At 41.5% G+C, this 19,930-nt stretch carries 21 protein-coding genes and 1 pseudogene; 10 read left to right on the top strand and 12 right to left on the bottom strand.

Translation table 11 applies throughout. The features are described 5' to 3' along the window. Positions 1 to 19: 19 nt before the first annotated feature. The 4 genes from GQR42_RS01100 to GQR42_RS01085 form a co-directional block, all read right to left on the bottom strand. Positions 20 to 865, bottom strand: coding sequence for an IS5 family transposase (locus tag GQR42_RS01100; RefSeq protein ID WP_158198579.1), 846 nt, complete (start codon positions 863 to 865; stop codon positions 20 to 22). A 504-nt stretch (positions 866 to 1,369) separates the two neighbouring features. Continuing rightward, positions 1,370 to 1,912 carry a hypothetical protein gene (locus tag GQR42_RS01095; protein ID WP_158198578.1) on the bottom strand — a complete coding sequence of 181 codons (543 nt, stop codon included), beginning with the start codon at positions 1,910 to 1,912 and terminating at the stop codon, positions 1,370 to 1,372. Between the two features lie 535 nt (positions 1,913 to 2,447). Then, positions 2,448 to 2,855, bottom strand: a complete 408-nt coding sequence (locus GQR42_RS01090) for a PIN domain-containing protein (RefSeq protein WP_158198577.1) — start codon at positions 2,853 to 2,855, stop codon at positions 2,448 to 2,450. Continuing rightward, positions 2,842 to 3,084 (bottom strand): antitoxin family protein, encoded by a 243-nt coding sequence (locus GQR42_RS01085; protein WP_158198576.1) that lies wholly within the window; start codon positions 3,082 to 3,084, stop codon positions 2,842 to 2,844. The genes GQR42_RS01090 and GQR42_RS01085 overlap by 14 nt, the downstream gene beginning before the upstream one ends. Before the next feature lie 416 nt (positions 3,085 to 3,500). Here GQR42_RS01085 and GQR42_RS01080 point away from each other — a divergent pair. After that, positions 3,501 to 4,723 (top strand): ISAzo13-like element ISMae28 family transposase gene (locus GQR42_RS01080; protein WP_158198575.1). Its coding sequence is split into 2 segments (ribosomal slippage): positions 3,501 to 3,981 and positions 3,981 to 4,723, totalling 1,224 coding nucleotides; the frame shifts between segments, so codons are not numbered across the junction. A gap of 654 nt (positions 4,724 to 5,377) precedes the next feature. On the opposite strand, the gene GQR42_RS01075 is transcribed toward GQR42_RS01080, so the two are convergent. Then, positions 5,378 to 5,878 (bottom strand): hypothetical protein, encoded by a 501-nt coding sequence (locus tag GQR42_RS01075; RefSeq protein ID WP_158198574.1) that lies wholly within the window; start codon positions 5,876 to 5,878, stop codon positions 5,378 to 5,380. A gap of 293 nt (positions 5,879 to 6,171) precedes the next feature. Next, entirely contained in the window at positions 6,172 to 7,623 is a 1,452-nt protein-coding gene (locus GQR42_RS01070) for a RecQ family ATP-dependent DNA helicase (protein WP_158198573.1), read from the bottom strand. A gap of 55 nt (positions 7,624 to 7,678) precedes the next feature. Here GQR42_RS01070 and GQR42_RS01065 point away from each other — a divergent pair, with 55 nt between their 5' ends. From GQR42_RS01065 to GQR42_RS01045, 5 genes are all read left to right on the top strand, one after another. Next, entirely contained in the window at positions 7,679 to 7,858 is a 180-nt protein-coding gene (locus GQR42_RS01065) for a hypothetical protein (protein ID WP_233271212.1), read from the top strand. Between the two features lie 215 nt (positions 7,859 to 8,073). After that, a complete protein-coding gene (locus GQR42_RS01060; protein WP_002739193.1) occupies positions 8,074 to 8,259 on the top strand; it encodes a DUF3285 domain-containing protein in 186 nt (61 codons plus the stop codon). An 11-nt stretch (positions 8,260 to 8,270) separates the two neighbouring features. Continuing rightward, on the top strand, positions 8,271 to 8,783 hold the full coding sequence (ybeY, locus tag GQR42_RS01055; protein WP_158198571.1) for an rRNA maturation RNase YbeY: 513 nt from the start codon (positions 8,271 to 8,273) through the stop codon (positions 8,781 to 8,783). Between the two features lie 28 nt (positions 8,784 to 8,811). After that, a complete protein-coding gene (locus GQR42_RS01050; RefSeq protein ID WP_158198570.1) occupies positions 8,812 to 9,300 on the top strand; it encodes a diacylglycerol kinase family protein in 489 nt (162 codons plus the stop codon). A gap of 675 nt (positions 9,301 to 9,975) precedes the next feature. Next, entirely contained in the window at positions 9,976 to 10,215 is a 240-nt protein-coding gene (locus GQR42_RS01045; RefSeq protein WP_002738935.1) for a DUF4327 family protein, read from the top strand. A gap of 230 nt (positions 10,216 to 10,445) precedes the next feature. On the opposite strand, the gene GQR42_RS01040 is transcribed toward GQR42_RS01045, so the two are convergent. Beyond that, positions 10,446 to 11,636: a class I SAM-dependent methyltransferase gene (locus tag GQR42_RS01040; RefSeq protein WP_158198569.1), complete on the bottom strand. Its 1,191-nt coding sequence runs from the start codon at positions 11,634 to 11,636 to the stop codon at positions 10,446 to 10,448. A 286-nt stretch (positions 11,637 to 11,922) separates the two neighbouring features. Here GQR42_RS01040 and GQR42_RS01035 point away from each other — a divergent pair, with 286 nt between their 5' ends. The 3 genes from GQR42_RS01035 to GQR42_RS01025 all read left to right on the top strand — a co-directional run bounded on the left by GQR42_RS01035 (position 11,923) and on the right by GQR42_RS01025 (position 14,304). Beyond that, complete coding sequence (locus GQR42_RS01035; protein WP_158198568.1) at positions 11,923 to 13,203, top strand: AAA family ATPase; 1,281 nt, start codon at positions 11,923 to 11,925, stop codon at positions 13,201 to 13,203. After that, positions 13,200 to 13,832, top strand: a complete 633-nt coding sequence (locus GQR42_RS01030; RefSeq protein ID WP_158198567.1) for a retron system putative HNH endonuclease — start codon at positions 13,200 to 13,202, stop codon at positions 13,830 to 13,832. Before GQR42_RS01035 ends, GQR42_RS01030 begins: the two co-directional genes overlap by 4 nt. 322 nt (positions 13,833 to 14,154) lie before the next feature. Next, positions 14,155 to 14,304 carry an isochorismate synthase gene (locus GQR42_RS01025; RefSeq protein ID WP_158198566.1) on the top strand — a complete coding sequence of 50 codons (150 nt, stop codon included), beginning with the start codon at positions 14,155 to 14,157 and terminating at the stop codon, positions 14,302 to 14,304. Between the two features lie 79 nt (positions 14,305 to 14,383). Here the strand turns inward: GQR42_RS01025 and GQR42_RS01020 are convergent, their stop codons facing one another. Next, complete coding sequence (locus GQR42_RS01020; RefSeq protein WP_158198565.1) at positions 14,384 to 14,764, bottom strand: hypothetical protein; 381 nt, start codon at positions 14,762 to 14,764, stop codon at positions 14,384 to 14,386. A gap of 59 nt (positions 14,765 to 14,823) precedes the next feature. Continuing rightward, positions 14,824 to 15,189, bottom strand: coding sequence for a phasin family protein (locus tag GQR42_RS01015; protein ID WP_158198564.1), 366 nt, complete (start codon positions 15,187 to 15,189; stop codon positions 14,824 to 14,826). A 511-nt stretch (positions 15,190 to 15,700) separates the two neighbouring features. On the opposite strand from GQR42_RS01015, the gene hemB reads away from it, so the two are divergent. Beyond that, on the top strand, positions 15,701 to 16,687 hold the full coding sequence (gene hemB, locus GQR42_RS01010) for a porphobilinogen synthase (RefSeq protein ID WP_158198563.1): 987 nt from the start codon (positions 15,701 to 15,703) through the stop codon (positions 16,685 to 16,687). Between the two features lie 64 nt (positions 16,688 to 16,751). Here hemB and GQR42_RS01005 read toward each other — a convergent pair. The 3 genes and pseudogenes from GQR42_RS01005 to GQR42_RS00995 form a co-directional block, all read right to left on the bottom strand. After that, positions 16,752 to 17,128 (bottom strand): annotated as a pseudogene (locus GQR42_RS01005) (DUF4164 domain-containing protein). Positions 17,129 to 17,186: 58 nt separating this feature from the next. Next, positions 17,187 to 19,001 carry an ABC transporter ATP-binding protein gene (locus GQR42_RS01000; RefSeq protein WP_158198562.1) on the bottom strand — a complete coding sequence of 605 codons (1,815 nt, stop codon included), beginning with the start codon at positions 18,999 to 19,001 and terminating at the stop codon, positions 17,187 to 17,189. 180 nt (positions 19,002 to 19,181) lie between these two features. Beyond that, positions 19,182 to 19,928, bottom strand: a complete 747-nt coding sequence (locus tag GQR42_RS00995) for a hypothetical protein (RefSeq protein WP_233271211.1) — start codon at positions 19,926 to 19,928, stop codon at positions 19,182 to 19,184. Positions 19,929 to 19,930: the final 2 nt, after the last annotated feature.

Here is a 19,930-nt window from a genome sequence, read left to right as displayed (position 1 = left end):
TAGACCTCCTGCAAAAGTCTTATTCAGCTACTTGATGATAGCCTAAAGCAAGTTCGTAGTTGTAAATGCCAGCGATTAAATTAAATCTCAGACCAAAACGTCGTCTCCGATTCCTATATCTTGATGATAAAATTCTAAATCTCTTCAGACTTCTGTGAATAGGTTCGATAACAATTCTTTCTCTTGATAACTGGCGATTAAATTCTTTTTCTTCTAAACTTAATTCTTTATTTTTCTTTTTTTTGTTAGGAATTCTACTATTTTTGTGCAGCTTTTGAATTCCTTGATCGCCCTTATCTGCTAAACATTCAATACTTTTATCGATCCCAATTTGACTATTTTTCCAAAGATTAAAGTCATGTATTCTTCCCTTTCCATGAGCGGTACAGATTATCATTCCTGTTTTTTGTGCCGCAAGAACTTGCGATTTTATTGTATGATAGCCTTGTTTCCCGCTATAGTAATCTTTCTGCTTTTTTTGAGGTCTTTCTATCTCATGCTCTGCTACATCTACTACCACTACCTCTAGGTCACTATTCGCCCGGTGAACTGTCTTTTTCCCAGGCAGATTAAACAATCCAGATTTTATCAGAATATTTTCTACCTTTCTAGTGATTCTTAGGGCTGTTGTCTCATTAATCTCCCAATTAATTGCGAGATGGAAATAAGTACTATATTCCCGTAAATACTCTAAGGTCATCAAGATTTGGTCTTCTAGACTTAATTTACTTGGTCTTCCCGATTTTTTTTGCAGAACTTTTTCGGCAGCCAAAACCTTCACCATATCCTTAAATGTTTCAGGATATACTCCACAAAAGCGTTTAAACTCTTCTGGATTCAAATTTTTTACTTTTTCGTAAGTCATGGTTTTTCTGAGTGTTTTACTTTATTATACATAATCAGTTCCTATTTTTGCAGGAGGTCTAATGTGCATGGTGCGTTCCCCAAAAATCGATCAGTGGAGCAGTAGGAGCCACATTAGGGAACGCACCCTACAGAGATAGCGATCGCACTACCCAGTGCCTTTGGCATCGCATTTAAACCCACAGCTTCAATCAATGTGCATGGTGCGTTCCCCAAAAATTGATCGGTGGAGCAGTAGGAGCCACATTAGGGAACGCACCCTACAGAGATAGCGATCGCACTACCCAGTGCCTTTGGCATCGCATTTAAACCCACAGCTTCAATCAATGTGCATGGTGCGTTCCCCAAAAATTGATCGGTGGAGCAGTAGGAGCCACATTAGGGAACGCACCCTACAGAGATAGCGATCGCCATCTAGCTCATCCACGGCGGGGAGGGAAGCCCGAATTCAAAGAAGGACGCTGCCCGCCGTTGGATGGAGCGTCTTGTTCGCCTCTTTTGTTTGTTACCATTGCTCGGCATAGTATAGGACTTCGTTTCGTTGCAGGCTGACAACCATGCCCTTGCTCTCCCCATGGTTCCAGTCATGGCCTGATCCCTCCTTGTAGGGTTCCGCATGAAAGATGAAAATCCTGTAGTCGGCCGGAAACTCGTATGCGTCTTTGGCAAGCGTGTGTGGACTGGGGCCGGACACGGGGTTCCCCCCATCCCGATGTTGTTTGGCGGTTTTTGTTGCGTGCTCAAACAGCTTCTTCGCTTCTGCTTCGGGAAGTTCCATTCTGATCTGCACATGGCCTCCTCCCTGCAAAAATCCAGGAAACGAAGAGAACTTCACGTTGCGAGCAGACGCTGGCACAGAACTGGGAAAGTGATCTACTAGTCCGGGTCCGCACGCCTTCCAATAAGCCAATACTTCCTGATACTGATCAATGGACTCAATGGGCTCTAGCGACTCTAAGAAACTGTAGGCGAACCACGCAAACGCCGATACTACGACAAGAACGAGGACTCCAAGAATCCCACCGATCCATTTGATAGCACGTTTCATATTTCTGGACTTCCCCCGTATAAACATACTAGCTATGGCTAAAAGTCTTACAGAGCTTGAGTTAAAGCAATATAATACTAATGGACTACTGGACACAAAATCCTGAAGTCCTTACGCAGATAGGCTTTGAGGCAAAAATTTTCAAATTTGACCTTTCGACCATTATAGCTTGTTTCGGGGCAGAAAACCATCAAAAACATGACTACAGAGGGAATCGCTGACTCTAGAGATTAATGACACCATCTGTTACAATAGGGTTAGCGATCACTATACAGCCAACTCTAGGTCATCGCTCTACTCCAGATACAGTCAACGGTACAGCCATTTTCAAGGGAAAATGTACCCAGTGGCGGCTTGTCAACTTTTTCTGAGAAGCCCCATGCAGTAAGGGTTTTGTTGATTTTTTAGTATTTCTGTATGGGGGAAGTCCAGATATTTCTGGTGAACGGCTTAGCTCAGCGGCGGCAGATAACCCTAGCATCACAACGAGATCTTCCGACCGTCCGCTCCAGCGCGTTGTTATGCTGCGGAGGGTTTAGGGACTTTTGAAAGGATTGACAATTTTTAGCCCATCAATATCTGAATAGCCAAAGTCCTCTGTGTAGAGAGTTTCGACGTTTGCTTCTAAGCAAGCAGCAACCACCATCGAATCCCAGTGGGACAGACTAAAACGGCTCATCAAGTCCTCGGCACGATTAATCACAGCCCAAGTTGGCAAAGCTGTGTACCAAACCTGTTGCAAATCTCGAATGTAATCATAGGCTTGCGCTCTGTCATACCCCAATGGCTCAAGTTTGCGGCTTGCCGCCAAATATTCGCAGGCAACCTGCCAGACTAAAACCCCGTCTGTCAATGAAGATACTAAAGAAGCTGCTATTGCCTGTTTATCAGGATCACGAGGATCATTAACGTAAATCAGGATATTCGTGTCAACGGCGTTCATGCAACATATCCCGTGTAAAACGAGGAGCATTAGAGGGAATCGGGTTTTGTTGCATTCGCCCAACAAGGAGCTTTAGGAAATTCTCTCTAGCAGCAATGTCAGTGATCCTGGGTGGAGCAACTTGGGCTGATTGTACGAAAAGCTCAACTTCAATGCCTTCAGGCAAATTACAGGCTGTTTGAAGAATAAATGTACCACCACGGTAAACTGCTTTTAAGGCTTGGGGCATAGTAAAGACTCCATATGTAAGGGAACCTTACGGGTGACGACTATAATTTTAACCCAAACTTTAATGTAAAGCTTACTCGATCGGCCCTGTCTGTCTCAGCATTATGATTCACCGATCTTCTCTAACTAAACCATCCAAACGTTTATGAAAAACTTGTGTATACAGTCCGTCCATATGACGAAAACCCATATTTTGATACAACAATTGCGCTTGATTATTACTAGCCGATGTGCGTAAGAACACATTTTTAGAATTTAGTTCAGTTAGGGACTTCCAAAAAATAAACTATTCATTCTCAAGAATAATAATCATTCTCGGAGTGTAGGAGGTAGGGGTCGATGGTTGCCTCCTCCTTCCAATTTTGTAGTAGAATTAATCCTGTACATTATTAATCAAGTTTTTCTTTGTAAGTGTATATGGAATTAACTGATTCCCTCAAGAAATTGCTCAGTGAAACTGCACTTCAATTAAAAGGTGCAGCTAAAAGAAGATTCATGGCCCAAACAGTCTTAGAATTAGGCTATGGGGGACAAACCCTTGCTGCACAGGAGTTAGGCTGGAATCGAACTACTATTCGTCAAGGAATTAAAGAACTAAAAAGAGGTATTATTTGTGTTGATAATCATTCAGCTAAGGGGCGGAAAAAAGCAGAAGAACATTTACCTTTTCTATTGGAAAACATCAAAAGTTTAGTGGATTCTCAAAGCCAAACTGACCCAAGTTTTAAAAGCCAAAGGCTTTATGTGAGACTGAGTGCGGCCGAAGTCCGAAAGCAATTAATCTCTAAATATGGGTACAGTGATGAGGATTTACCGAGCGAGGAAACTATTCGGGTTAAATTAAATAACTTAGGTTATCGTCTGAAAAGAGTCGCTAAAGTTTTACCTCAAAAAAAATTCCAGAAACCGAGGCAATCTTTGAGGAATTAGCTAACATTAATCGGGAAGCGGATGAAGACCCTACGATGTTACGTCTTAGTTTAGATGCCAAAGCCCGTGTTAATATTGGACTGTTGGATCGAGGAGGTAAAAATAGAATAACTGTCGAAACAAACGATCATGATTTTAATCCGAAAACAACCCTAACCCCTTACGGAATATTTATTCCAGAATTTGATGAGTTGTTTTTGTATTTCACTACCTCCACAGTCACCAGTGACTTTATTGTTGATATATTAGAGGATTTCTGGGAGTCGGAAAAATCTCGTTTTGAGAAAATTAAAACTTTGATAATTAATCAAGATAATGGCCCAGAAAATAATTCGAGACGAACTCAGTTCATGAAACGTATAGTTGAGTTTTCCCAAAAATATCAAGTTAATATACGTTTAGCTTACTATCCCCCCTACCATAGTAAATATAATCCTATTGAACGAACCTGGGCTGTGTTAGAAAACCCTTGGAATGGGAGTATTTTAGATGAAATCGAAACCGCTTTGAAATTCGCCCAAACTATGACTTGGAAAGGAAAACACCCGATTGTTAAGTTGATTACTGAAACTTATGAAAAAGGAGTAAAGCTTACTAAAAAAGCCAGGGAAAAAATCGAAGAAAAAATCGAACGTCTCACAGAATCAACGAATCAAGACTTTCCCGATTTGGGACAATGGTTTATTGATATCTATTATGATAAGACCTAGTTTGTAGTTAACTAAGATGGTTAGCTAAAAACTGTCTTTGATTCTTTAACTTGTCCTTGTTATACTCGAAAAAGCTCGGAAGTATAAGAGTTTGTGCTGCCTATTTTTTCGGAAAAATAGGTTGTAATGGGAGATTCTTTGTTTTCCTAGACAAAAATAATTACTTTTTCAAAAAAACACTTTTCTATTTTTTTGTTGGGTATTTTATTCTCTGGAAGTCCCTTAGTCCTTTTATTATAACAGGATTTAGTATCACAGCTTCAATAAATGTGCATGGTGCGTTCCCCAAAAATCGATCAGTGGAGCAGTAGGAGCCACATTAGGGAACGCACCCTACAGAGATAGCGATCGCACTGATGATCCGCCTCATCGGAAGTCCCCCAGTGGCGCACTTCAAATTTGAATCGGCGCTTCAATCAATGTGCATGGTGCGTTCCCCAAAAATCGATCGGTGGAGCCGTAGGAGCCACATTAGGGAACGCACCCTACAAGATCGGCGATCATACTTAGAGTGCATCTTACTACAATATCGGCGATCACACTACAACATTTTAGTCTCAGGTTTGAGGATTTGCAGGGGAATTAGAGCTTCATATTTTTTTAACACACCTTACAACTCGATGGCGTTCAAAGATCTCTCAGTAATCGAACCAATCAAACATCAACCCCTCGGTCAAAAGCTTCTTTTTGAATCTCGGCAAACTCATCCATAAACTTTTTATTCAATGCGACTAGCTCATTTATATCTGCCTGATCATTCTGCAACCCCAAAAACTGCACATGACTCTCTTCTGCAAGATTGTCTAGTCGTACTTTTAAAGTTTTTAGGTCGATAGCACGTTGCCTAGCCCTTGCAGGGTCAATATATTGACCTGCGGTCGCAATTATTGAGCCGGCCACAGCACTGGCAATACCAATATATTTCCGAATAATCTCTGCATTGGGAGGAAGTGCAGTCACTACAATTCCTAGCAATGCTATTGAGCCACCGCCTATCCCATTTATCAATCTACCCCTCCGCTTATACCTTGATGATCTCCCCGCATCCCGATCACAAGTTTTAGCCAATTCCACTGCTTTTTGTAGACGGTCATTAATCGAGTTGATAGTAAATTCTTTCTGACCGCCGTTTAATTGCGGGGGTTGTTGTTCCATATCAGTTCAAAGTGCGTAGGATAATTAAGGAGACTTATCACAGAAGCCTTCTAGAAATCTAGCAAAGATTCTTATATCTGGCTGCACTTTGTCACAAAATTTCACTATTATTTCGGGTAAGGTATAGTAAATCCCTTGATAGATTCAATCGGGACTAACTTCTGGGAAAACCGCTATAGATCTCCTGCAAAAATCAAAAATCTGACCTTAGCTGAGGAGAATCCGAGACAGGAGGAGAAAAAAGACATAAAAAATTTAGTACAAAAGCTCTGCTCTCCCTGCTCTGGCGCTCCCTAGCTTACCAGAGGTCGATTGCGACGACAATTATCGCAATGACCACAGCGAAAATTGTCGGCATTTTCCTGAAAACCAAAGGCATTTAAGAGAAAGTGCCAACGACAGCGACGGGTATAGAGGTAGGGAAATATCTCATTTTTGGGTTTAAAAGTCATCTTGGCTGAATTATGACGATAAATAAGCCGATAATGAAAAGGATCGAGCCATTCTAGGCGATCGAGACTGTGTAAAAGGGAGAGAATAAGCGCACCATCGGGAAATTCGGCACTAATCGCCTCTACTTTGCCCTCTAGGGGAATTTGGGCTAAAATTTGCCAAGCTTGTCGGTATTGGCGTTCCTGTTGGGAGTTAAAGAATTTTTGCTGGTTTTTATCGCTATTATCTAACCATCCCGTCGGTTCACTAATTAAGGTGAGAGCCTGCATTTTGCCGCCATCGCGACCACCGCGGCCGATTTCCTGTAGGTATTCCGATAGTAAAGCTGGGGGTTGGTAGTGGACAACCCAACGCACATCGGGTTTATTGATACCCATGCCAAAAGCTGAGGTACAGACAACAAAAGTTAAATCCCCCCGCAGCCAATTTTGTTCTATTTCCCGACGCTGAAAGGGCAATAAACCGGCATGGTAGGCACTGGTCCGATAATGGAGAGATTGCAACCATGCCGCTAAATTTTCACTATGGCGACGGGAACGAGTATAGATCAGGCCGGATTGTCGAGGTTGACCGGTGAGAAAGTTTAATAGTTGATGACGACGACAACCGGGGCTAATACATATTTTGGTGCTTAAGTCAAGGTTTTGACGGTAAGGATTTATTAAGAAAAGCTGCGGTTTTTCTAGTTGTAAGATACGGGTGAGAGTCTCACGGGTGGCGGGATTAGCGGTGGCGGTAAAAGCAGCGATCGCTATTTGGCTGCCGGCCGGTTTTGATTGCAGAAGAGCGGGACGGACAGCACCGAGACGACGGTAAGCAGGACGAAAATTATCGCCCCACTGGGTTAAACAATGGGCTTCGTCGAGGATGAGAGCGTTAATTTTAACGTGGGGAAGGGTTAATTTTGACCAGAGGGGCGGACTTAAGAGGGTTTCCGGGGAAAGATAGAGAAGTCGCAGGGTTTGATCTGCGATCGCAGCTAAAGTTTTCTTTCTCTGTTGTCGGGGGATTTCGTGATGAATGAGGGCGACGGGTAATTTTTTGGCTAATAATTCCGCCACCTGATTTTCCATCAGGGCAACTAAGGGAGAAATCACTAGGGTTAAGCCGGTTTTTAATAAAGCGGGCAGTTGAAAACAGATAGATTTACCAAATCCCGTGGGCATGACAATTAGGGCATCTTTTGCCGCTAAAATTGTCTCGATAATCTCCTGTTGGGGAAAGCGAAAGCTATCATAGCCCCAAATTTTTTGAAAAATAGTCTGGATGCTTTCGGTATCGTGGGAAGACATGGTTAGACTGCTGGGGTGTGGGGTGTGAGGAAGTGGGGAAGTGGGGTGTGGGGAAATGGGGAAATGGGGAAATGGGGAAATGGGGAAGTGGGGAAATGGGGAAGTGGGGAAGTGGGGAAGCTGTCTCATCACCCTATCACCCCAAAACCCTATCACCCTATCACCCCAAAACCCTATCACCCTATCACCCCAAAACCCTAACACCCCAAAACCCCCCGCAACGCGCACGCAGTGACCACCCTATCTCCTGACTCCTGAATACTGACGACCGACTCCTCACCTAGTGGCCTGTTTAAAGGCACAACTGGTTAGAAACCTCTGGGTTAAACAGTTTGAGGGGTTTTTACCATCCCGGAAGGGGAACAATTTTTCCCATAATTGAATTTTTTTTGCACTTTTTTAATAATCTGTTACACTTATAGCGATCAATCCTTGTCTGGGGAATTACTGATGACTGAACCTGTTAGCACCACTGACCCCGCAGTAGAAACGGCCACCGAAGCACAACCCAGTTACGTTAAGCTGGCGATGCGGAATATGGTTAAGAAAAAAGGCATCTCGTTAAAACACTTTTTTTTGACTACGGCAGCCCTATTAGGCTTTTTTGTCGGTATTTCCTATCTGACGCGTCCCTAGGGTGAAATCTGGTGAGTGAGACTTTGCCCCTAGTGGTGGATTTATGCCTACAGGATAATTATTTTGATCCCGGAAATAGTCCTGTGGATGGGGAAACTTGGCACTATTGGTTGGAGACATGGTTAGGCTATCTATCGGATTATCTCCCCGTTGCCGCCGGTTATGAACTAAGTTTGCGCTTAACAGACGATCGAGAAATTCAGGACTATAATTGCCAATATCGCCACAAAGATCAACCGACGGATGTTCTCGCTTTTGCCGCTCTGGAAGTGGATTTCCCAGTGGATGAGGGCATTTTAGAGACAGAACCTTTATATTTGGGGGATATTATCATCTCTGTCGAGACAGCACAACAACAGGCTTTAACACAAAATCATCCTTTGGCGCGAGAATTGGCCTGGTTAACTACCCACGCTTGTTTACATCTTTTGGGTTGGGACCATCCCGATGAAACAAGTCTCTTGGAAATGCTATCTTTACAGGAAACTTTGTTAACAACCGTCGAAATGCCGATACATAGTTAGTTGTTTTTGTCAAGCATTATTGAGGAATATGAAGACAAATTATCATCAAGCCAACCAATCTGCCAGCATACCTAATCCCTATCTCAACAATAATTTTATCCCTCGATCGGGACAGGTGAGTGAGGGCAACAATCCCAGTCAAAGAGAATACGCTTGGCAAGTCGCCTCGAATCTATTAGTCAGTTTTCGCTACGCTTGGGCAGGAGTCCGTTATGCTTTTGTTAGTCAAAGAAATTTTCGCATTCACACCCTGATTACCCTAGTAGCGATTAGTTGGGGCTTATTTTTGCGGGTTAATGCCATGGAAATGGCGATTGTCTCCCTTACCTGCGCCCTAGTGATGGTCTTAGAATTAATTAACACTGCCCTAGAATCAGTGGTAGATCTGACGGTGGGGCAATCCTACCATGATTTAGCCAAAATAGCGAAAGATTGTGCCGCCGGTGCCGTTTTAATCGCCTCGATCGCCGCTTTACTCGTAGCGGCTTTTATTTTTATTCCCCATTTATTAGTTTAAGTGGGAAGCTTTTTTCAGTGATCAGTAAACAGTAATCAGTAATCAGTGAACTGAAAACTCAAATCTGATCATTGATCATACAATTTTTCAAAAGTAATGACAGAGATGGTTATGCCTGGTGTATCTCAATTTTGTCGAAATATCTATATTACATTTTGGGCGCACGCGGTGCGCCCCTACCATTGGCGCAATAATATTATTGTAGGGGCGAATTGCCTTCGCCCTCTTTGAACAACTTCCGCTGCTCACCATAAGTGAGAGAAAATCACCAATAGGAGATGCACCCGGTTATGCCTGCTACGAATAAAGAAAAATGGTATTGTAAAGTGCAAGCTGTACTGATTTTAAACCGCTTAGGGAAAAATTCAGTACAAAAGCTCTAACTTTCTCTCCCTGCTGCCAACTCCAGCACTCCGGTGCAGTCTTAACCAGTAATTTAGGTACTCAACAGCTTAACTGATCACCGATCGCTGATTTGGCATAAGGGGACTCGACAACTTTTAGCCGATAAATTTAACTTTTCTTAACCTAAGCCTAAACTGGCGAGGGGAGAGGGTTTCGCTATATATAAAAAATTGTAATCGTCGATACAGCAAAAAATCTCTTTTGTCCCCCTATAGGTTAGACTATAGTTATTGATAAGACTTCTTTTGTAGATCTTGCAGGAAATCTCCCATGAGTGCCATAACTTTCTCCACCGCTCCCACCGCTTACTCTATCAGGATGATCAAGGACGAAGTCCGTCAGATGGTAGAACAGGGGGTAGTGAGCAGACACCAACCGATCTACACCCTCTGTCAGTTCATTCCCCCCCGGGAGTGGGTTTGTGTTGAATGTGAACTAGAACGATGTGACTACCTTCTCAGAGATCAAATTGGTGACTTAATCGCCTCGGAATCTTGGGATAATGATTAAACTCTCCCGTTTGCCGATCCGGGGAAAAATCGAACTGATCAGAAATTTATCAGCCTTGTCCACTCTATATAACTATTATAATTCAGCCCCGGTTAATTCTGGGGCTGAAACTATGGGGACAGGAAGGGGATAATTGTTAAGAAAAAAGAAGTTTTGGCAAAATTTAGCCAAGTTAGTTGACAAGTTACCGATTGCTAAGGGACGCTATCTCTAACATCCCCAAATTTTCCCTAACTTAAAATCAGTAGTTGGCGCTGTTGTAAAGAACGCACACCAGTTAATCCTAAAGCAACTTGAGCATCGATTGCTGCCACGGTTAAACGACCATCACAAGCTTGTAGAAAAGCAAATTCTCTCTCCGAGAGATTAACTGGCCGATAATCGTAATCTAGAACACTTGCACTAGGCCAACCGTAAAGACAGGGATGAACTTCGGCCACTGCATTCTCTAGGACTTGATCCCGGGACCAATCGGCAGTCAGAATCGGTGGTTTAGCGAGGAAAAATTCATAGTGGGTGATTTCGGGGTCTAATAATTCCGTCAAGCGATAACGTTCCCTTTCCCCTAAATTTTGCGCTCTAGCCATCAATTCGGGGGATTTACCCAATAAACGCTCTAATTGCCAGTAGGAAGGGTTAGAAAAGCCAATAAAGGCTAATCCTGACGCGTCAATCAGTTGAAAGAGGGTATCGATATTATAGTCCACTTCCCGGGGGTGAACATACATATCAGCGAAGGACTCATCGCGATGATTTTCCATTGACCAACGCTCTTTTTCCCGTTTCAAAATGCGATTATCTTCTGGTAGAGAGGCAAAAATCTCTCGGCCGACAGCGACCCCATCTTTATAATCCCCGCGTCGGTCTCCCTGCAAAAGTGCGATCGCAGACTGCATTAACTGGATTTCCCAGCGGCCCAATTGTGCATAGACGAAAATATGCAGCAGACCACCGGGGGCCAGTTTTTGCGCGAGGGATTGAATCCCTTTAATCGGGTCCGGGAGATGGTGCAGCACCCCAACGCAGTTAATTAAATCAAATTCTCCGGGGAGATTAGTGGCCGATTCAAGGGGTAAATGGTGAAAATCGAGAGAACCTCGGTGCTTTGCTGCGACTCCCGAACGATTACAGCGTTCTTTGGCAATTTCTAGAGCTTTTTCACTGATATCTATAGCGACTACATGAGCGAAAGGGTTGAGCGCAAGCAGATATTCGGTTCCCGCACCAGTACCACAACCCGCATCGAGAATCCGGATATCCTCTCGTTCGGGTTTACGATGACAACAAAAGTTATAGGCAGCAATCCAATTCCAGCGCCAATTGTAACCCGGAGGAGGTTCGTCTAGGAGCGGTTCGGGGGGAAAAGGATAGGTATTGTAGAGACGTTGTACAGCAGTGCGAATAGTAGCGTCGTCGGACATGAAAATTGGCGGAGTTTAGGATAACACTCGATCGATTGTCTCACAGACGGCAGCGATCGGGAAAGTCGGCCGGGGTTTTTTTGAGTTGGTCGGGGGTAAATTATAAATAATCATTATGAATATCCGGTTCTGTGCCAAAACTAGATATTATTTCTTTGGTCGATATTTTTTTCTATTCCTTGTCCTACTTCCTCTTAACTCTATCTAAGTTTTACTGGCAATTATTGGAGAGTGATTCTCTAACAATTATCTCAAATATAAGCAAATCTTGCCGATACAAAAATCCATGAGAATTAAGTCTATAAAGCTTATTAATTATCGAGGTGCAGTTAGTTTAAACATCGACTTTCATCGGCAGATCAACGTATTCATAGGAGTTAATGGTGCGGGAAAATCTACCGTTTTAGATAGTTTGGCGATTATGCTTTCATGGTTAGTTAATCGCCTAAAAAATACTAATGCCAGTGGACGACAGATTAGCGAAACCGAGATTAATAATGGTCAGGGGACGGCTATAATTGAAATCACGGGAGTGACGGAAGATAGTCAAGAGATTACTTGGAAAATAGTAAAAACTAGGACTGGATATATCCACGCTGGAGAACGGAGTAATTTTAGCCAATTAAATGAATACACTCAACAAATACAACGACAAATTACTGAACATCAAGGACAAATCAACTTACCTTTATTTGTTTATTATTCTGTTAATCGAGCAGTGCTGGATATACCTTTAAAAATTAAAACAAAACATAAATTTGATTCTCTAAGTGCCTACGAAAATGATTTAACCAGTGGATCAGATTTTCGCACTTTTTTTGAATGGTTTCGCGAGCGTGAAGATTTAGAAAATGAAAATAGAAAATATCGGGAAGATGAAATTAAACCAGAAGGTTTTTGTTTTCCCGATCCCCAATTGGAAGCGGTTCGGGAAACTATCGAACGTTTTCTACCCGATTTTACTAATCTTAGCGTCCGTCGTAATCCCTTGAGAATGGAAGTAACAAAAAAGGATAAAATAGTTACTGTTAATCAACTTTCTGATGGAGCAAAATGTCTGATTGCTATGCTGGGAGATTTAGCTCGAAGAATGGCGATTGCTAATCCTCAAAATCCTGATCCTTTAACGGGTAATGGTGTTATTATCATTGACGAAATTGATTTACATTTACATCCTCAATGGCAAAGATTTGTAGTACCTAAATTACTAGAAGTTTTTCCTAACTGTCAATTTTTTATTTCCACCCATTCTCCTAATATTATCACTCATGTTCAGCCAGAAAGTTTACACTTCATGGAACAAACACAAATGGGAATAAAAGTTCATCCCGTGCGGTCGTCCTACGGCAAAAATGTTGATCGAATTTTGGAAGATTTGATGGGATTAGAGACAACCCGTCCCCAGGAAATCGCTGAAGCTTTGAAAGATATCTATGAACAAATTTCTCAAAATCAATTAGAGGCAGCTAAAAATAAAATCAATGATCTCAGAGCAAAAATTCAAGATGATCCAGAATTAATTAAAGCTGAAGTTATCATTCGACGCAAGGAAATTATCGGAAAATGAAGTATATTAGGAAAAGACAAGAACCACCGGAGTTTAAGAATTGGAAAGAGCAAGCTAACTCAGATTGGCAGCCCGACTTTAAAAATTTAAGGGGAAACCCAAAAGAAATACTAATTAAAGCTTTGATGACAGAACAGGGGGAAATATGTTGTTATTGTGAAAGTCGATTGGTTGATGGTGAATGCCATATAGAACATTTTAAACCTCAAAGTGATCCCACTGTTGACTCCTTAGATTATGCCAATTTGCTATGTTCCTGTCAGGCAAATCTTAGGACTGGTGAACCTCGGCACTGTAGTAATCTAAAAAATAGCTGGTTTGATGAAAATCTCTTAATCTCTCCACTTAATCCCGATTGTGAGTCTCACTTTGCCTTTAACTATGATGGTACAATTAAACCTGCACAAGAAGATGATCAAAAAGCAATTAATACTATCGAAAAGTTGGGATTAAACCTCAATAAACTCAAGGCACTTCGTAAGGCAGCCATCGATCCTTTTTTGGATGAGGAGATAGACAATGCTCAATTAACAGTTTTTGTCAATGGATATTTATGCTTAGATGATCAACAAAGATACAGTCCTTTCTGGACAACAATCAAATATTTGTTCAGCGATTTAATTGAATAATTTTTCCTTTACAAAAATAGGAGAATTATTAAGTAGGTGGGTGGAATTAAATATAAGATGAACGTAGGTTGGGTTGAAGCATGAAACCCAACGCTCCCATGGGTTACGAAGTGCGCTAACCCATCCTACAAATAATTGTGCCTCCCTACTTATAAAAGTTTAGATAAACAAGAAAAAATATAAAGTCTTATGAAGATTATTCAATAATTATCTCAAAAGTCAACAATTGATGAGATTCTGGCCAGATAATGGGGATGGAGGGGTGAATCAACCTTATCCGAAGTTGAACAGAGATTGTTGTCGAGAGTCGGAGAGAAAAGCAATGAATATCAAGGATACGTTACACAATTTTGTCCAGTACCTAACAGAGGCTTTCGCTCGCATTTTTAGTCCCAACAATGATGAATATCCCGATGTGGGGACGCAGCCCTTTGATTCTGAACCTTACCATGCTCCCAAGGGTAATTCCTAACTAAAAATGACGGATAACTGCTTTGAGATAAAAGTTATGGGTAGGGATAATAACCCTACCTGATTTTATCGAAAAATAATTAATCCTCTGCTTGCCAATCGGGACAACTATCACTATCCCAACCGTAGGGATGGAAACCGCAGACGAGAAGATTGCCTCCGTAGATATAACCGTGATAATTACGGCAACCGATACAAGCAGGATGGGTGTTAGGATCGGGGTTAACCTTAGGAGTGAGCATAAAATCCGAGGGTTCATCTAATTCCGAAAAGGGGTATTCATCGAGGTTAAAAAATTCTTCTAATTCCTGGGGTAAAACCTCTTGAATAAACTGTTCCAGATCGATGATAATTTCCTCATTAATTTCTTCGATAGTTTGGGCTACTTCTTGGAAAAAAGTTTCAATTCCCAGCGCGACAGTTTCGATAACTTCCCAAAAATCTTTCTGCCAATCGTCCATGTTTGTCCTTGCATCCCTTGTCTGGTAATAATTAATTATTTGTCGCTAAAATCTAGGTTTTAATCCTGTTGCAGTTTCCGTAATTCTTCCTGAAGGCGTTCCACCTGTTGCCGCAATTCATCTACTTTTGGCTCGGCTGCTTTGGTGTCCTCCTCATCTTCAATAATTTCTATCCGTCGGGGTTCATGGGGAATATTAGATTCGTTAGCTGCCACCGTTTGCTGTTGTGCCTGTTTCACCAACTCATCAACGTATTTGCGCGCTTCTTCCGTCGTTATTTCGCCGCGAGAAATCATTTCATCGGCTAATTTTTGGGCTTGATTTCTTAATTCTTGTAAATTTACTTCAGCTCTTTCGGCGGCATAATTAGCAATGCCTACGCCCAAATAAACTGCTTTTTTGACTAAATCACCTAAGTTGACCATAGCAAAAATCCTGAATTGATCGCTCTTACTTCCTAGAATAAACGATCCTTCCCGCAAATGGAGATGGTTTTTGGGTGTCAGTGAACAGTGAACAGTAAACAGTAATCAGTGAACGCTTGCGCCTCTAATGTGACACCGTGAACATTTTTCAGCCAATATCCAAGAGAGCCATCAGTGAACTAAAAACTCACATCTGATAACTGATAACTGGTAACTGATCACTGATCACTGATGAGGTAAAGTTTTGTAAATAGATGCGGTGGTGGCTACAGCAAAAGTGATCGCTATAAAGATTAAATTTTAGTCAAATTGCTGGTTTTTCGGACTTAAAACGAGTATAAAGCCTCGTTAGGTCAAAAATGCCCTAAATAGTGTGATTAAGCTCAAAATAACTAAATATTGTGGATAGTTGCCAGCAGCCCGCAGCCGGCTGAATTGATTTGTGTTCATCCTCAGCAAAGATTTAAAATAAAGAATCGAGACCAGATTCCCGATTTAATCACAAAAAACTATGTTTCCTATTCATCGCCCCCGTCGTCTGCGTCAAACCCCTCAAATGCGCCGTCTGGTGAGTGAAACCGTCTTGACAGCCAATGACTTTATCTATCCCCTTTTCGCCACGACGGGGGAAGGTATTGCCCGGGAAGTCAAATCGATGCCGGGGGTGTACCAATTATCAATCGATAAAATTGTTGATGAAGCCAAGGAAGTGCGGGATTTAGGAATCCCAGCGATTATTTTATTCGGGCTGCCGGAAAGTAAAGACACAGAGGCGACGGGAGCATGGCACGATCATGGTATTGTCCAAAAAGCGGCCACAGCGATTAAAGAGGCAGTTCCCGATCTACTCATTGTCGCCGATACTTGTTTGTGCGAATATACCAACCACGGTCATTGTGGTTATCTGCAAACGGGAGATTTAACCGGCAGGGTGTTAAACGATCCTACTCTGGGATTATTGCAAAAAACCGCCGTTTCCCAGGTAAAAGCGGGAGTGGATATCATTGCACCGTCGGGAATGATGGATGGTTTTGTGCAGGCAATTCGTCAAGGATTGGATGAGGCCGGTTATAGTGATACGCCGATTCTTTCCTATACGGCTAAATATGCTTCTGCCTATTATGGGCCGTTCCGGGATGCGGCTGATTCTACCCCCCAATTCGGCGATCGCAGAACCTACCAAATGGATCCGGGTAATGCCAGGGAAGCCTTAAAAGAGGTGGAATTAGACGTACTAGAGGGAGCAGATATGTTAATGGTGAAACCTGCCCTGTCTTATATGGATATTATCTGGAGAATCAAAGAAATGACTAATTTACCCGTGGCTGCCTACAATGTGTCGGGGGAATATTCAATGATTAAAGCGGCGGCGTTAAATGGCTGGATTGACGAAAAAAGAGTGACTTTAGAGACTTTAACCAGCTTTAAACGGGCGGGTGCTGATATTATCTTAACCTACCACGCTAAGGATGCCGTGCGCTGGTTAGCAGAGGGTTAAACTTGTTGATTTAACCCACCATGCCGATCAGGATAAGGGTATGGTGAGGTTGCTACTATTAATTCTAGGGATTACCTGAAAAAAATACTTTCCAATCGGCAGTAGCGGTCGGCTTCGCTGCGCCGTAGGCGATCGCAGTTGCCCAAAGAATAATTAATGTCCAAAACTGATTTTTTGGGTTCCTTCCACTGATTTTAGGCGATTATCGATTCCTTCAACCTTTTCGGTTAACTTTGCCTGTCCTACCTCTAGCTTATTTAACCTTTCATCGATTTTGTCAAATTTCTGGTTAAAATCTTTTTGAAGACTTTCAAATTTTTGGTCAACATCTTTTTGGAAACTGTCAAATTTTTGGTTAACATCTTTTTGGAGATTGTCAATTTTCCCCTCAATCCTCGTCAAAACAGCTTCTAGGGAATAGGTAACGGTTTCGTTAGACATGGTATCAACTTCCATTAGATAATATTTTCTCGGTCCGCTATCGGGGACTATTTTAAGACTAAACCAGTTCACCGCTTTCTTGCAAAGAGTGGAGACGTTGATAGATTCCCTGCTGATTTAATAATTGATCATGGCTACCGATCTCGACAATGCGACCATTATCTAAGACGACAATTTGATCAGCTTCTCGAACGGTACTGAGACGGTGGGCAATAATAATCGTGGTGCGAGTGCCTAAAATGGATTTCATAGCTAGTTGAATGGCTCTTTCTGACTCATAATCTAAGCTAGAAGTGGCCTCATCAAAAACTAACACATCTGGATCAACAATTAACGCCCTAGCAATTCCTAAACGCTGTCTTTGTCCCCCCGAAAGACGCACGCCCCTTTCCCCTACAATAGTGGAATAACCATTAGGTAATTCCTGAATAAATTCATCGACACGAGCAATTTTACAGGCTTCTTCTACCTTCTCGAAGCTAATATTAGGATTACCGTAAGTGAGATTTTCTAACACCGTACCATTAAACACATCTACTTCTTGATGGACAATCGCTAACCGTCGCCGATACCAAGTGACATCCAATCGACTAATATCCTCGCCATCTATCATAATTTGCCCTTGATTCGGTTCAAAATAGCGGAAAAGTAACTTAACTAAAGTGGATTTTCCCGAACCAGATTTTCCCACTAATGCCACGGTTTGATAGGGTTCAATCAGCAGATTAATATCCTTGAGAATCGTTCTTTCTGGACTATAGCCAAAGCTAAGATTACTTAATTCTACTTTCCCCGTAAAATGATAGGGATTGTGTTGGGCATGATCGGCTAAAAGACTACCGGAATCAGTACCACTGGGCAAGTTGATAAATTCGTTTAGACGTGCCATAGAAGCATAGCGACGGGCGAAAGTTTCTGCCATTTGGGATAGGGGATCTAATTCCGCATAGGCCATACTAGCGAGGGTATAGGTGGTGATAAAATGCCCGATCGAGATTTTCTGTTGAACGGTAGCTAGGAGAGTAAAGAAAAATACTCCAAATAAACTAGCTTGGACGAGGGTTTTTTCCCAAGTAATTAAGTCCACATAACCCTTATGAATGCGATGGATAACGTAGGTAAGTTCTCTCTCTAAACGCTGTTTCTGACGATATAATTCTTGTCCTTCTGTGGCAAAAGCTTTGACGGTTTTAATATTAGTAATAATCTCAGAATTGCGACTTTGGGTATTTTCGATATGCCGATCAAGAATTCTTTCTTTTTGCATTAAATCTTTTAAATATCTCAAAATAAAAGCTACAATTAATACAAAGGAAATAAGAAAAGTAAGGGCGATCTGCCATTGAATTATCCAAATAACAATAAAGATACCCAAAACTCTAAACAGTTTTGGGATCATCATTCCCGCCACTTCGGGATAAGTCCAAGTATGATTTTCTATCCCTTTGGCAATCCGGTTAGCGATGCGTCCTGGATTATTTTCATCGTAAAAAGATAGGGGTAAGGTGAGAATTTTGGCAACAATTTTTCTGAGATGATCTCGTCGCGCTCTTAAGGATATTTCCCAGTGAAACCAGACACCCACCCAAGGCTGAATTGGTGCTTTAATTACCGTGGTTAGGAAAATTAAGCCTAATAATACTGCCAAACTAACCCACTTTTCTGAGGCAAAGGGAGTTAAAAGCATCGTGCGATTAACTAAAGATTGCACGAATCCATCTAAAGGTTGATCAGAAAGAACATTAAGAATCTGTCCGACAGCGTAGGGAACCATCAGATCGATAATTTCAAAGACACTGGAGGCAGCAATACTCAAAAAGGCGGCTTTTTGATAATTGCGATAGTAACTGAGAATATCGCGTAAGGAAGCCATAACATCAAGTAAATTGCCAATTTTTAACTTCTATCTGCTAACTGCTAACTGAAGAGACTGACGGCACTTTTAGGATTGTTTTTCTGGAGTTACCATTATACTACAATACTACAAAAATCTGCCGAACTAGAAATTTCTAGGACAAAAGCCTTGTCATAGTCTTGTATTCTCGATCAGCTATTAGTCAGGAGACGATGCCAAATCAGCTTGTATTTCATCCTTGGCAGAAGTACCACAGATCAATTTATCGGAAATTTTGGAAATATTATCACAAAAATTAATAAATTTCTGAAAGGTTTTTAAGTGTTCAGTTTTATCGATACGCTTTTTTAATTGATTAAGATAGTATTGTTCTTGAGCTTCCCCAGGGAATTTTTTAGAATAAGACAAATTTTTAGCTTCAAAAATAGACTTTAGATAAGCAAAATGAAAATCGGCATGATTTCTGCAATTAAATCTACCCATTAGTTCGGGATCATTTTCGTAAACATCATATTGTTGAACATAATCAGCTAAAAGTCCCTGTAAAGGTTGTTTAGAATTAAATATTGTACGATTGCCTAGTAGCCATGTTTCAATACATCGATTTTGAATGATTATCACGATTTCAAGTTGTGCGGGAATAGTAATATGTTTGGTGATAAAGTCATTAACATATTGTTCTCTTTCTTCGACAGTATCCTCATCAGCATCGAGACAGATGACTAGATAGTTATATTTGGATACTTCTTGAATTTTATCGATGGCGTTAGGAATTCCATCATTAAGTATCGAGGGGTAGCCATTACCACTAATAATAAAGTAATTATTGCGATTGACTTGATCGTAAAAATCAACTCGCTTAAATTCGGGAATAAGATGAGTTAACCAGGCAGTATAAAGCTTTTTTTCGGTACTTCTTCCTTCAACTAAAAAATAAATATTCATCG

It is taken from the genome of Microcystis aeruginosa FD4 (assembly GCF_009792235.1).
Taxonomy (GTDB): domain Bacteria; phylum Cyanobacteriota; class Cyanobacteriia; order Cyanobacteriales; family Microcystaceae; genus Microcystis; species Microcystis viridis.
Note: the sequence above shows the minus strand (reverse complement) of the source record. Positions and strands in the feature narration are given on the sequence as shown.

Coding starts and splice junctions, on each gene's coding strand:
- GQR42_RS01050 (WP_158198570.1), top strand. CDS start 8,812: ATGAAGACAAATTATCATCAAGCCAACCAATCTGCCAGCATACCTAAT.
- GQR42_RS01070 (WP_158198573.1), bottom strand. CDS start 7,623: ATGTCTTCCCACGATACCGAAAGCATCCAGACTATTTTTCAAAAAATT.
- GQR42_RS01095 (WP_158198578.1), bottom strand. CDS start 1,912: ATGAAACGTGCTATCAAATGGATCGGTGGGATTCTTGGAGTCCTCGTT.
- hemB (WP_158198563.1), top strand. CDS start 15,701: ATGTTTCCTATTCATCGCCCCCGTCGTCTGCGTCAAACCCCTCAAATG.
- GQR42_RS01040 (WP_158198569.1), bottom strand. CDS start 11,636: ATGTCCGACGACGCTACTATTCGCACTGCTGTACAACGTCTCTACAAT.
- GQR42_RS01025 (WP_158198566.1), top strand. CDS start 14,155: ATGAATATCAAGGATACGTTACACAATTTTGTCCAGTACCTAACAGAG.
- GQR42_RS00995 (WP_233271211.1), bottom strand. CDS start 19,928: ATGAATATTTATTTTTTAGTTGAAGGAAGAAGTACCGAAAAAAAGCTT.
- GQR42_RS01045 (WP_002738935.1), top strand. CDS start 9,976: ATGAGTGCCATAACTTTCTCCACCGCTCCCACCGCTTACTCTATCAGG.
- GQR42_RS01060 (WP_002739193.1), top strand. CDS start 8,074: ATGACTGAACCTGTTAGCACCACTGACCCCGCAGTAGAAACGGCCACC.
- GQR42_RS01015 (WP_158198564.1), bottom strand. CDS start 15,189: ATGGTCAACTTAGGTGATTTAGTCAAAAAAGCAGTTTATTTGGGCGTA.
- GQR42_RS01085 (WP_158198576.1), bottom strand. CDS start 3,084: ATGCCCCAAGCCTTAAAAGCAGTTTACCGTGGTGGTACATTTATTCTT.
- GQR42_RS01100 (WP_158198579.1), bottom strand. CDS start 865: ATGACTTACGAAAAAGTAAAAAATTTGAATCCAGAAGAGTTTAAACGC.
- GQR42_RS01065 (WP_233271212.1), top strand. CDS start 7,679: ATGGGGAAATGGGGAAATGGGGAAATGGGGAAGTGGGGAAATGGGGAA.
- GQR42_RS01030 (WP_158198567.1), top strand. CDS start 13,200: ATGAAGTATATTAGGAAAAGACAAGAACCACCGGAGTTTAAGAATTGG.
- GQR42_RS01020 (WP_158198565.1), bottom strand. CDS start 14,764: ATGGACGATTGGCAGAAAGATTTTTGGGAAGTTATCGAAACTGTCGCG.
- GQR42_RS01000 (WP_158198562.1), bottom strand. CDS start 19,001: ATGGCTTCCTTACGCGATATTCTCAGTTACTATCGCAATTATCAAAAA.
- GQR42_RS01090 (WP_158198577.1), bottom strand. CDS start 2,855: ATGAACGCCGTTGACACGAATATCCTGATTTACGTTAATGATCCTCGT.
- GQR42_RS01075 (WP_158198574.1), bottom strand. CDS start 5,878: ATGGAACAACAACCCCCGCAATTAAACGGCGGTCAGAAAGAATTTACT.
- GQR42_RS01035 (WP_158198568.1), top strand. CDS start 11,923: ATGAGAATTAAGTCTATAAAGCTTATTAATTATCGAGGTGCAGTTAGT.